We start from the raw sequence: 12,035 nt of genomic DNA, 5'->3' as shown, positions 1-12,035 counted from the left end.
TTCATGGCAGACCTGGCGCACTTCTGGGGCAACGACCTGACGGTCTCTGCCACCGGCGACATTCTCATGGCCGACGGTGACGATCTGACAACCCAGCGGATCATCCGTCGACTAATGACGGCCGAGGGCGATTATATCTGGAGCCTGAACTATGGCGGTGGCCTGCCCGGCCGTATCGGGACGGTTCTCAACCTCGATCTGATCAAGAGCGTCATTCGTTCGCAGATCGCACTTGAGGCGACAGTTGCTCGATCGCCGGCGCCAACCATCAATGTGACCGAAATCCTCAACGGCGTCTCGGTCTATATCCTCTTCTATAGCGCCAAGACCGGCCAGCAGGCCACGTTGTCATTCGACATTAATCAGTAGAGATAAATCATTGGCAACGTTGAACATCAAGACGTTCGCGACGCTTGTTCGCGATCAGGCGACGGCTATCCAAGCGAAGGCAAACGCCCTTGTCGACTTCACCGTCGGCTCGATCCTTCGCTCGGTCGCCGAATCCAATGCTGGCGTGGCTCTGTGGCTGGAAAGCCTGATCCTGAAGGTTCTTGCGCTCACCCGCGCCGCGACCTCGAACGGGTCCGATCTCGATAGCTGGGTCGGTGATTACGGACTGACACGCCTCAGTTCGACAGCGGCTGCGGGGTCGGTCACCTATTCCCGGTTCACGCCAACGACCTCGGCTCTGGTGCCGATCGGTGCACGGGTACAGACGGCTGATTTCACGCAGACGTTTGTCGTCACGGTCGATACCACCAACCCAGCCTATGACGCAGGGCTTGGCGGTTATCTGATCCCGGCGACGGTATCGAGCGTCACAGTCCCGGTTGCGGCTCAAACCGCTTCCGCTGGCAGCAACGTGCAGGCAAATACCGTCTCCGTCATCCTGGATGCGATCCTCGGCGTCGATACGGTCAACAACTCCGCTGCCTTCACCGGCGGCACGGATGGGGAAAGCGACGCGGCGCTGCGGACCCGCTTCGTTGCCTACCTCGCCTCTCTGGCCCGCGGCACGCTCGCTGCGATCGGCTATGCAATCACGAGCGTTCAACTCGGGCTCAAGTACAGCATTATTGAGAACGTCAATCACGCGCTTGTCGCCCAGCCGGGCAATCTGACGATCATCGTCGATGACGGGACTGGCTCGCCTTCGAGTGATCTGTTGAACAGCGTCTATCTCGCGGTAGATGCCTATCGCGCCGCAGGCATCACCTTCGCTGTCTTCGCGCCCAACGTCGTCTCCGTCAGCTTCAGCGCCATCGTGGCGGTCAAGACCGGATATGACGCTGCTTCGGTCAAGGGAGCCGTAGGGCAGGTGGTAACGAACTATCTGAGCTCCATCCCGATTGGCACAAGTGTTTCCTATAATCGCATGATCCAGGTTGCGTTCGATGCGTCGCCCGGCGTAGGGGCCCTGACCAGTGTGCTTTTGAACGGGGGAACCTCTGACGTTGCGATCACTGCGGTCCAGGTCGGGAAGGCCGGCACGGTGGCTATATCATGACGGGCGATCAGAACGATTTCATCGCGCGCATCAAGGCGACGATCCCGAAATGGTATCCCAGCGAGTCCCCGATCTTCGACGGGCTCATAACAGGGTTCGCCAACGTCGCAGCCTTCATCTACGGCCTGATCGCCTATGCAAAGCTCCAGACGCGGATCACGACCGCAACCGACGGCTGGCTTGATCTGATTGCATTCGATTTCTTCGGCCGTCGCATGCTGCGCGGGACGAGGTCCGATAGCCTATTCCGTTCCGCCATCCTAGCCGAGCTCTTCCGTCCGCGGCAGACCCGGCAGGCAATCATCGACATCCTGACTGGACTGACGGGCAGAGCGCCAATCATCTTCGAGCCAGGCCGGCCGCAGGATACGGGCGCTTACGCGCCTGGACTGTCGGGAGATGGAAAAGGCTATGGGCTCGCATACGGTCTAGCCGGCGGCTACGGCTCGCTGCTAATGCCATATCAGATCCTGGTACATGCATTTCGCCCCGCGCTTGCTGGCATCCCGAACGTGATCGGCTATGGCGGCCCGGCCGGCGGCTATTCGACTGCTTCTACCTTTGAATACGGCAATCTCGACATGATCGAGGGGGCCGTGACCGACGCCGACATCTATGGCGCCGTCGACAACGTGCGCGCCGCCGGCATCACGGCGTGGGTCGCCATCACCGATTGAACCACCTGACATCAACTGCCTCCGGCCGCCTCACGGTGTGCCTTTCCATGGAGTGATCCCTTGCATCGCCATATCGTCTACCCCGGTCAAATCCCGCTCGATACCGACATTCTGAACGCTATCAAAGACGCCTATTATGGGGTCGGGTGGCTGGCTGAATCCCTGATCGGGACTTCGATAGCGACTGTCGGTCTTGCCGTCACGCCGACGGTGCCTGCATCGCTTCAGGTGAATGTCGCCCCCGGCGCGATCTATAGCCTTCAGACGGTCGACAGCTCGGCCTACGGCTCTCTCGGCACGGACACAAATCAGTTCGTCAAGCAGGGGATATTTTCTTCCTCTACGACGCTGCCGGCTATCACGCCGCCTGGCACGGTCGGCCAGTCGCAGAACTTCCTCGTGCAGGTCGCCTTCTCAGAGACGGATAGCAATCCCGTCGTTCTGCCCTACTACAATGCCTCGAACCCGAGCGTGGCGTGGTCCGGTCCGAACAACAGCGGTACCGCGCAGAACACGGTCCGCAAGGATAGCTGTGTCGTTCAGTTGAAGGCAGGCACGCCTGCAACTACTGGCTCCCAGACGACCCCTGCACCAGATGCGGGATTCGTCGGCATCTATGTGATTACGGTCGCCAATGGCGCGACGACTATCACGAGCGGCAACATCTCGTTGCTTGCAACGGCCCCGTTTTTCCCTACGCTCCCGCAAATACCAGGAGCGGTGCAGGCAAACACCTGGGTAGGTTTCGATGATACGGGAGCAGCGAACGCCCTCGTAATATCCCCCAATCCTCCGATCAAGGCATATGCTAAATACCAGGAATTCGCTGTTAAACTGGCTAATTCCATCACTGGATCCTCAACGATTAACGTCAGTGGCTTAGGAGCTGTGGCGCTCGTTGATAGTTCTGGGGCGCCGACAATCCCTGGCATCGCGCAAGCCGGTGACATTCTAAGAATCATCAATGATGGCACCAATTTCCGGATCGCTGGTGGCAATACGATTTCGAGCACGGCCTTTGTCTCGTCAAACTTGACCACCCAGACGTTGAACAACAACAATCCGACAGTATTGGCGTTCGCAACATCTGGCGGCACCCTGAATTTTGCGACCTACACAACAACCATACTGACATTCTCTCGGGCAGGTATCTATGTAATCTCCGGCTCGGTGATCGAGGGTTTGACCTTTACGGGGACTCCGGGAACGTCGGGTTCAATTGAAATTCGGAAAAATGGCGTGGCAATCATAGGAAGCCATCAGGGACAGCAATCGAACCAGGCATCTCCGGTTTCTTTCTTCCAATCGGCGTCAGTTGTAATAAGTGCCGTGGCCGGTGACCAAATAGCGGTTGTCGGGGCGATCATTGCGGCTTCTGGCTTCACCGCGGGTTCCGCAACGTCGGTATCTCTGTCAGTCACACCTATCTCTTAACGTGTTCGTTGAACGATCGGAGTTAATCTGGTACCGGCTGAAAAATGTTTGAGAAATTCGACGTCGAAGGGGAAGCGATAATCATAGACGCGCTGCGAGGGCTTGCGGCGCTTCTCGTCCTCGTGTCTCACGCCGACGCCTACTATCTCATCCGAATAGCCCCGATCGTTCCCTATTCTGGCTATCTGGGTGCGATCGGCGTCTGCATCTTTTTCATTCTATCGGGATACCTGATTTGGAGGTCCGCAGGACGCACGCTGGCGCAAGCTAACGGCCTCAGAACCTACGCCTTGCACAGGGCAGCACGGATCATGCCGCTGTACTACGTGGCACTGGCGTTTGCTTTCGTCGTGTTCCCGCACATTTCCGATCATCGGGCGGACGTGACCACCTACACAGTCATTCGGCATGTCACGTTCACTCAGGCGCTCCTTCCGGACGTGAGTACGGCAGTAAATCCAGTGCTTTGGACGCTGACTTATGAAATGCTGTTTTATTTAGTGGTACCTTTTCTTTATGCTTTGCGTCGATATTTTTCATTTCTATTGATTGTCTCGATTTTTACTTTCGTATTAGGTCATATTTTCCCGTCACCTTATTTCAAGTTCTTCAATCTTCTGCCGCTTTTCGTTTTGGGTATGTGGTTAGCAGAGTATCGGATTGCCCTGACTTGGCGTTTTGCACTGGTTTCAATGGGTGCCGCAATAATTCTGGGTTTGATCGGATCTAGGGCGTATTTGATATCTGCTCTATGGGCTGTTGCAGTTTTGTCGGCAGCCATCTCTCTTCGTGGCTACCGAGCGTCGCTGATCTTCAAGGTGTTCGCGTGGGTGGGCGTCTGCTCATATTCTCTCTACATCTGGCATTACATGATGATCGAAAGCATTGGCCCGGGCCTCATGCGCTTCGATCATTTCCCTGAGCGTTACCCTCTGATAACTGCGGTTTGTTTCACCACGCTTGCAATTGGCGCCGCATGGGCGAGCTACAAACTGATAGAGCGCCCAGCCCAGATATGGATACGCAAGTCATTTTCGCGGCCATCCGGCGGAAATAGGCAGGAAGCCGCCGAGCAGCCACAGAATTAAACTTCTGAGCCATCTGTTTTGTCGTGAGGCGTCCTTTGGGGCGCCTTTTTCCATTATCAAAGGACATCGCTATGAGACTTTCGCCTCAGGGCGCCGCTGACGTGCGGCTCCATGAAGGATTCGTCGATCACGCCTACGGAGATCCTGGCGGCGTGCTCACGATCGGTACGGGGTTCACCTGGGCCTCGGCCGCTTTCCGCCAGTGGTGGGCGAAGAACCGACCCGGTAAGACGTTCGGCCCCGGCTCGACCATGACCCGAGCCGAATCCGACGAGTGCCTGATGCTGGCCAGCGACATCGAGTATGGCGCGGCGGTCAACAAGTTCCTCGGCGGCAAGTCGGTTCCGCAAAATGTCTTCGATGCCTCGGACAGCGTCGTGTTCAACTGCGGAGCGGGGGCGCTTGCGTGGAAGTGGGCGATCGAGATGAAAGCCGGCGACTATCACGACGCCGCTTCACTCCTTCGCAACACCGCGACGACGCAGAACGGCAAGACTTTGGCTGGACTGATCGCCCGCCGCAAAGATGAAGCGATCCTGCTCGAGACGGGCAAGTATGCCAGCGGCGGGCAGGTGACCATGCCGACGGCCGAAGAGGTCAACGCTCTCTCGGACGGCGTTCTTGAACGCGGAGAGCGCGGCAGCCCGGTCATGCAGTTGCAGCAACGTCTCGCGGCCCTTGGCTATAAGCCTGGCGCGGTCGATGGCATCTTCGGCTACGGCACGGAATCCGCGGTCATCGCCTTCCAGAAGGCGTCAAAGCTTACCACAGACGGCAAGGCGGGGCCGATAACACTCGCCGCTCTCGCAGCATAACTTTCTTCATCCCCACAATAAGGACCATACCCATGCGATCCATCGGATTTGCTGCCGTAGCTCTGTGCGTTGCGCTGAGCTCGTGCAGTTCACTCACTAATGCTTGGAGCGCTGTCACCGAAGCCAAGGTGCCTGCCAAGACCATCCTCGTAGCCGAGAACGCCTTCAACATCGCGAAGAGCACGGCGACCAACTACATTGCCTACTGCACGCCGAATCCGGCGCCTGCCGGCTGCAACGACGTTGCGATCAAGACGCAGCTCATCCCGGCGATCAAGTCTGGAACGACGGCCCGCGACCAGCTTCAGGCCTTCCTCCGCGCCCATCCCGATCAGGTAGGCGACAAGGGTGTCTATGACGCCCTGGTAGCCGCAACGACCACGATCGGCTCCGTCACCGCAAACTTCAAGGGAAACTGACATGAACGCCACCGTTATCACTGCCCTTCTGCAGGGTATCCTTCAGCTACTTCAGAACTTCGGCGTCAATTCGCAGGCGGTGGACACCGTCATTTCGACGCTAATCGCCATCGTTCCTTTCCTCACGAAGGAACTGGAGGACGTGAAGCCTGCCATCCAGGAAATCATCTCGATCGTCACCGGCAGCTCAGACGTCACCGATGACCAGCTTACCCAGATCGAGGATCTCAGCGCCAAGGTGGATAAGGCATTCAACGATGCCGAGGCCGCCTACGAAGCCAGCCATCCAGACGCCGGCTGAAAGGACAAGGCCATGAACCAGCAGCAAATCCTCAGCCTCGTCCGCATGCTCCTGATGGCGATCGGCAGCATCCTCGCCACCTATGGCGTCATCGACAGCACGGCGGTGTCCGCTGATGTCGACGTCATCATGACCGCTGTCGGCGGTGTGATCGCGGCCGGCGGTATCGTCTGGGGCATCTGGCAGAACACCCACAAAAACACGATCGCCGCGGCGGCTGCGCTTCCCAAGGTTCAGACGATCGTGACGACTGACCAGACGACCGCCGACAAGGTGCCCAGCACGAAGGTCATAGGCCCTTCCGGTTCGTGATCGACCGCCTCTGCCTCATCGGCTTCCTCACATCATCCGCCACGCTGGCCGGCCTTATCTGGCTGGCGTGGCTCCCTTTCGTTTGACCTTGGAGAATTGCCATGCACGTTTCGCCCCCGGCAGACGGATCAAACAACCCCATCACCGTGAACGGTCGATCCTATAGCTGCACAATAGGGCAGGCACTTACCGTCCCGGATCAGGATGGCTTCGTCATGCGCGCCAACGGCTGGAGCAAGGTTCCGGATACTGTCGCGGTTGGTATTTCGCAGGCGGCCTACAACGCCCTTCCCAATCCCGATCCGAACACCCTCTATGTGATTACAGGCTGACCCGATGACGACAGCTTATCTCGGAGGCGTTTCGACCTCTACATTCAAGCTCGGCGCTGCAGCCGTCTCCTCCATATTGCAGGGTGGGGGTGGGCCTACTACCGTTCGACGCATGATCGGTGGTGGCGGAATTGGTGCCGCACAGAACCGCAAGTCGAATGGGACGAACAACAGCTTCAACGTCTCGCATCGTATCTGGTCGCCTATTCCGATCACCAATCCGGAACTGAGCGCGCAGGGATTCTGCTATAATAGCGGTGCAGAATTCAATCTCGACAACACCGTTACCCTGCATGGGGCTATCAAGGGCTCTGATAGCATTGTGTACGACTGTGGCACGATCACCGTTAACCCCGGCGACATCGATGTCCGTACCTCAAAACTGACTGGCGTGACGATCCCAGCTGGCTTTATCGACATCATCTATCACGGTACAGTCCCCAATGGCGGCTTCTACTACCTGACGGATTACTTCAGGAACGCTGCCAAGTTCTGGCTGATGGAGGAAGGCGTCGATCTCGTCGACAAGACGCTTTCCGGCACAATCGGGCCCGGCTCGAATAACCTACCAGCTGGCTTTGTCGGCATCATTGGTGACGCGCCCCTTGCGCATCGTTTGATTGCCATTGATGGCGACAGCATCTCGGTCGGCGTCGGCGGCTACGGTCACCCAACGATCTACACGGCGATCGGCATTTGCGCGGGTTACATCGTGGATCGAGGCACGGCCTCCTACTTCCACACAGGATTTGCCGGAGCGGCGGCGGCGCAGAACAAGAGCAATTACGCCAAGCGAGCCGCCTACATGGCTTCGGTTGGTGTGACCGATACCTATTGCGATCTTGGCGTCAACGATCTGAACGCGGCCTCGAACGCCGCCACGCTGAAGGCCGACTTGATCGTCCTTCACGATTATATTCGTTCTATCGTTCCCGGCGTCAAAGTCTGGCAATCTACCATTACACCAAGCACGACTGTCACCGGTCCGCCATCGAGCGACACTAATCAGGTGGTGCCTTCGCCTATCAATGACGGCCGCCGCAACACGTTCAACGCTGACCTACGCGCTGGTGGCCTTGGAACACACATCACCGGCTTTGTCGAGCACGCTATTCCGGCGCAGAGCACCACAAATTCTGATTGGTGGGGTATAGGGTATTCTAACGATGGTCTTCACCCGCTGCAAGCTGGCGGCAATGCCATCGTAACAGCCGTCTCCGCTGCTAACCCAATGGGGCTTTAAATGACAGATTTCGAGAACATGGACATCTCTCTTAGCGCTGACCTCATGGTCGGCGAAGGGTCAGACTCAGATATCGAAGGCGCGCAACTAAACTGCATTGTTGAAGAGCGGTATTCTTCTCCTGAGGGTTACGAACACATGCCATTCGAAGAAAAGCTTCGCTTGGCGGATGTGATGATTGCACGCTGGCAGAGATACCGTGATCTAGTCGTGCAGGAGAGATCAGTGCAGGCTATCGAGGGTGACAGTTACGTTTTCGACAGCTTTGCAAATCTGCAGAAAATGCAGCCCGTAGAAATCCGCAATCCTGACGGGCAGGTAATATGGCAGCCGGGAAGGTCCTTCAATCTGAAAGATGCTGACGGGAAAATCATAGGCTTCGGCATCTGATCACCGCCGCCCTAGCCAAGGGTGGGGGTGGCTTTCCTTGCGTGAATCAGTAATCCTGCCGAGATGGAAGATGTTGTTCGAATTCTAAAACGGATCGAGGGTAGCTATCTCCCTTGGCCCCTGTTCGTGGTGCTGTTGGCAATCGTCGCCGCGGCCCTCTTCGGCCTATTCGCGTGAACGCGGCAAACTGACTCGACTCCTTAACCGATGTCTGTTGCAATCTGGAGCATGACAAAGGTTCCGCGTAAGTCATCCCAACCTCTGCTTCGCGACACGGATGCCCCGCTCCGAGGCCAGCCGCGTAAGCCGCGCGATCCCGATCAGCCGCAGTTGCAGTTCGATCCGATGCCAGAACGCATCGAGCCGTGCCTTGCGCTGCTCAAGTCCAAGGTGCCGACCGGCCCAGACTGGCTCTATGAGATCAAGTGGGACGGCTATCGCCTGGCGGTACACGTCGAGCCCGGCCGGGTACGCATCATCACGCGCGGCGGCCATGACTGGACCGATCGCTTTCCGACGATTGCCGAGGAAGCTGCGGCGATCGGCACAACGACCATCCTCGACGGCGAGGCGGTCGTTTTGGATGAGCAGGGCCGATCAGACTTCGGCGCTCTCCAGCAGGCCCTTGGCGGCAGAAGCGGCAAGCGTCATGCCTCGGAAGCGATCTTCTTTGCCTTCGATCTGCTCTATTTCGATGGTCATGACCTCTCGCGGATGGACCTGAGCGACCGCCGGCACATGCTTGAAGATTTGTTGAAGGATCGTGCCGGCGGTATTCGGCTGTCGGAAGAATTCGAAGGCGATGGGCAGGCACTCTTCGATGCGGCCTGCGAGCACGGCCTTGAAGGTATCATCGCAAAGCGCCGAGATGCGCCGTATCGTTCAGGGCGCCTCGGCGATTGGGTCAAGGTCAAGTGCATCCAGAGCGACAGCTTCTTCATCGTCGGCTATGAGCCGTCGACCGCGGCACTCGGTGGCATCGGTCGGCTGCTCCTGGCCGCTTATCGAGGTGACGAGCTCGTCTATGTCGGCGGGGTAGGGACCGGCTTCAAAGAGCGACCGACGATCAAGCTCCGCGCCGACCTAGACCGCCTCAAGACATCGCGTCCGGCCATCGACCTGAAGCGCAAGGGCGTGATCTGGGTTCAGCCGACATTGATCGCCGAGATCGAGTATCGAGCATGGACGGAGGACGGCAAGCTTCGCCACGCCTCCTACAAAGGCCTGCGCGACGAACAGGATAATGCCGCCGTCTACCATCTTGACTAAATGGCCCGGAACGAGTCGCCAAGTGATTCGTTGAGTCGCGAATCAGGGGAGGCGACCATGGCGCAGTTCATTGAACGGACCGGCCCTAAGCCATTTTCCACGCTCACCGTCCACCAACGTGACATGGTGCTGATGGAGATCAGCAAAAGCCTGCACTTCACGGCGCTGGCGTCGAGAGCGAGCAAGGATCGCCGCTGGCGACGACTGGAAGCTTTGGGGAACAAGATCGACCGGGAGCACGAGGCGCTCGCCGCTAGCTATTCTGACGCGTCTTCGAAATTGGTGTTCCGGGCGCTCGATCTGCTGGCGGATTGATCCAGAAATCGCTCGCCATCGGGTTTGTTGCCAGGAAACGCACGATCCGCCGATCGGTGGCTGACGATGCTCTCACCATATCGACCGCATAGGCTACAGCGGAAGCGCTGGTTGATGGCATTTCCGTCCGGTTGCATCTTGTCCAGGTCGATTTCCACCATGCGGTCACAGTGCGTGCAGGCGACGACATAACGGAGCCCCATGGCCTTCATGCCGGCCCATGTCGAGTTATTCACCATGGGATAGGTGCTTAGACCGCACGAGAACCGTTGAGGCGCTTGCTCTGAACTTTGAGCGACGCCGATAGAGCGACCATGCCGAGCGCTTCCGAGAATTCCGCCGTCCCCGGGCCGCGAACGACGCGCCGCTCGATCTGCTCACCGGTTACCGACGTCAATCTGGTTTCGACGCCCTGAAACGCGGCGATCTCCCAGCAGTTCTCCTTCGGCACGAATCGCCAGCGGATCGCGTGTTTGCCGGGTAGGCGGATTTCGTCAAAGCGTCTCATGATCTTGGCTCCGCGCCGGCCTTCGTGTCAGGATGCCGATAGGGATAATGCTTCCAGCACCACCACTGTGTTTCTTGCTGGCGGCCGGGCGGCGTAAAGCCGAATCCAGCCCAGTCGCCGCAGTGGCATTTATGGGCGACCAAAGCTGGCGCGCGCTGAAGGGTAGGGCGATCAACATCGCTCATAGGGCAAAACTCCGAACTAATTTGTTCTTATTATGTTCTGGTTTCAGTCAGAGTCAAATGCGTAACTCGAAATATAATGAACGGTCCGCGCAATATCGCGGGCATCGACAGGCATCGCATGAAAAGGGCATCAGAGGGTGGCAGACGAGGAAAACAATATGCCGGTTAAATTCGAGACGTGGCGAGTGAATGTCTGGAACATGGCGATCATAGGGATCAGCATCGCCGCCAATGCGGCATGGGCCGGCTATATCTGGAACGATACGCAGCGCGATATCCGGCAACTGCAGCAGCGCTTCGACATGGAGGCGGACGCCAGAAAGGACCGGCTGAAGAACTACCAGGATTCGATCACCGGACTTCAACAGCAGGTCGCCCAGATCCCGCCGATCTCGTTTCAGGTGACCAGAGCGATCGAGGCCACGGCAGAGAACAAGAAGGGGATCGACGCTGCAAACGACAGGATCGATCGGGTCGTGGAATCCTTCGGCGGCAAGCTCGACAACGTCATAGACACGATCAACAAAGTTTCCACCCAGGTTCAAGTCTTGAGTTCGAAGCTCGACGACATGCAGGGGAAGGGGGCGGATAAGACCAATTTTCGAATGCCGGTCATCAAGCCCTGAGAATCAACCACGTTACCGCAGCGGAAAGTGCCGCTCCGGCAATAAAGCCCTGCAAGCGAAATCCCCACATCACGATTGCTTCTTGTCGCTTCAAGTACCAATCCAGATCATCATCTAAGGCGTCGAGCGCTGCTTTCCCTTCCAAGACTGCAAGTTGCCGTTTGCGCTTAAACACCCGTTCTCTCCCCGCTATCCTGTAGGGCTGCTTCTAGCATGACGGCATAGATAGTTTCAGCGCGGCCCAATCCCATTCCTTTATCTTCGCACTCTATGTCGCCAGCAGCCTTCATTGCTTCTGACGGCTCAATCATAGCCTCGATAGCTGCCCTTGCGAGATCATAATAGCTTTCGGCAACGAACCACTTTTCTTGGTCAACGGCCGCACGCGTCTCCGGGTCCAAAGCTTCTATCGCAATCGCCTTCGCCACCCGCTCAATCATTGTCTGCTCTGCCATCCATCTCTCCTTGTTGGAACGTCCGTAGAAGGAATCAGGTGTGGCACGGTGTGGCAGCCACCATTGAATTCCCATGACAATTATTCCAGACAGGTGTGGCGGAAATTTCGGGTATCCCGTTGAATAATGGCTCTTGCGAGCTTCCGGGCGAGGCCTCCA

General features: G+C 57.6%; 18 protein-coding genes. 15 read left to right on the top strand and 3 right to left on the bottom strand.

The window, feature by feature from the left end; all coding sequences use genetic code 11:
* Positions 1-3: 3 nt before the first annotated feature.
* The 14 genes from DTW90_RS33995 to DTW90_RS33930 all read left to right on the top strand — a co-directional run bounded on the left by DTW90_RS33995 (position 4) and on the right by DTW90_RS33930 (position 10,102).
* Complete coding sequence (locus DTW90_RS33995; RefSeq protein WP_149344255.1) at positions 4-369, top strand: phage tail protein; 366 nt, start codon at positions 4-6, stop codon at positions 367-369.
* 10 nt (positions 370-379) lie between these two features.
* The gene (locus DTW90_RS33990; protein WP_149344253.1) at positions 380-1,507 is read left to right on the top strand and encodes a baseplate J/gp47 family protein; all 1,128 of its coding nucleotides are present in this window, start codon (positions 380-382) and stop codon (positions 1,505-1,507) included.
* Positions 1,504-2,184: a hypothetical protein gene (locus DTW90_RS33985; RefSeq protein WP_210251455.1), complete on the top strand. Its 681-nt coding sequence runs from the start codon at positions 1,504-1,506 to the stop codon at positions 2,182-2,184. The genes DTW90_RS33990 and DTW90_RS33985 overlap by 4 nt, the downstream gene beginning before the upstream one ends.
* Positions 2,185-2,244: 60 nt before the next feature.
* On the top strand, positions 2,245-3,618 hold the full coding sequence (locus DTW90_RS33980) for a hypothetical protein (protein ID WP_149344251.1): 1,374 nt from the start codon (positions 2,245-2,247) through the stop codon (positions 3,616-3,618).
* 44 nt (positions 3,619-3,662) lie between these two features.
* A complete protein-coding gene (locus tag DTW90_RS33975; protein ID WP_149344249.1) occupies positions 3,663-4,706 on the top strand; it encodes an acyltransferase in 1,044 nt (347 codons plus the stop codon).
* 71 nt (positions 4,707-4,777) lie between these two features.
* A complete protein-coding gene (locus DTW90_RS37920) occupies positions 4,778-5,521 on the top strand; it encodes a peptidoglycan-binding protein (RefSeq protein ID WP_149344247.1) in 744 nt (247 codons plus the stop codon).
* A 32-nt stretch (positions 5,522-5,553) separates the two neighbouring features.
* A complete protein-coding gene (locus tag DTW90_RS33965) occupies positions 5,554-5,940 on the top strand; it encodes a hypothetical protein (RefSeq protein ID WP_149344246.1) in 387 nt (128 codons plus the stop codon).
* A 1-nt stretch (position 5,941) separates the two neighbouring features.
* The gene (locus DTW90_RS33960; protein ID WP_149344244.1) at positions 5,942-6,241 is read left to right on the top strand and encodes a hypothetical protein; all 300 of its coding nucleotides are present in this window, start codon (positions 5,942-5,944) and stop codon (positions 6,239-6,241) included.
* 12 nt (positions 6,242-6,253) lie between these two features.
* Positions 6,254-6,553, top strand: coding sequence for a hypothetical protein (locus DTW90_RS33955; protein WP_149344242.1), 300 nt, complete (start codon positions 6,254-6,256; stop codon positions 6,551-6,553).
* A 101-nt stretch (positions 6,554-6,654) separates the two neighbouring features.
* Positions 6,655-6,885 (top strand): hypothetical protein, encoded by a 231-nt coding sequence (locus DTW90_RS33950; protein WP_149344240.1) that lies wholly within the window; start codon positions 6,655-6,657, stop codon positions 6,883-6,885.
* 4 nt (positions 6,886-6,889) lie between these two features.
* On the top strand, positions 6,890-8,128 hold the full coding sequence (locus DTW90_RS33945; protein ID WP_149344238.1) for an SGNH/GDSL hydrolase family protein: 1,239 nt from the start codon (positions 6,890-6,892) through the stop codon (positions 8,126-8,128).
* Entirely contained in the window at positions 8,129-8,518 is a 390-nt protein-coding gene (locus tag DTW90_RS33940) for a hypothetical protein (RefSeq protein WP_149344236.1), read from the top strand.
* Between the two features lie 228 nt (positions 8,519-8,746).
* A complete protein-coding gene (gene ligD, locus DTW90_RS33935) occupies positions 8,747-9,787 on the top strand; it encodes a non-homologous end-joining DNA ligase (RefSeq protein WP_149344234.1) in 1,041 nt (346 codons plus the stop codon).
* Between the two features lie 57 nt (positions 9,788-9,844).
* Positions 9,845-10,102: a hypothetical protein gene (locus tag DTW90_RS33930; protein ID WP_149344232.1), complete on the top strand. Its 258-nt coding sequence runs from the start codon at positions 9,845-9,847 to the stop codon at positions 10,100-10,102.
* A gap of 250 nt (positions 10,103-10,352) precedes the next feature.
* Here the strand turns inward: DTW90_RS33930 and DTW90_RS33925 are convergent, their stop codons facing one another.
* Positions 10,353-10,610 (bottom strand): hypothetical protein, encoded by a 258-nt coding sequence (locus DTW90_RS33925; RefSeq protein WP_149344231.1) that lies wholly within the window; start codon positions 10,608-10,610, stop codon positions 10,353-10,355.
* Positions 10,611-10,953: 343 nt separating this feature from the next.
* Here DTW90_RS33925 and DTW90_RS33915 point away from each other — a divergent pair, with 343 nt between their 5' ends.
* Positions 10,954-11,421, top strand: coding sequence for a hypothetical protein (locus DTW90_RS33915; RefSeq protein ID WP_149344227.1), 468 nt, complete (start codon positions 10,954-10,956; stop codon positions 11,419-11,421).
* Here DTW90_RS33915 and DTW90_RS33910 read toward each other — a convergent pair.
* A complete protein-coding gene (locus DTW90_RS33910; RefSeq protein ID WP_149344225.1) occupies positions 11,411-11,596 on the bottom strand; it encodes a hypothetical protein in 186 nt (61 codons plus the stop codon). The genes DTW90_RS33915 and DTW90_RS33910 overlap by 11 nt on opposite strands.
* The coding region (locus tag DTW90_RS37560) for a hypothetical protein (RefSeq protein WP_210251454.1) at positions 11,589-12,035 on the bottom strand (447 nt) is incomplete at its 5' end. The genes DTW90_RS33910 and DTW90_RS37560, both read right to left, overlap by 8 nt.

Source organism: Neorhizobium sp. P12A (assembly GCF_008365395.1).
Lineage (GTDB): Bacteria > Pseudomonadota > Alphaproteobacteria > Rhizobiales > Rhizobiaceae > Rhizobium.
This window is presented reverse-complemented; position numbering and strand designations above follow the sequence as displayed.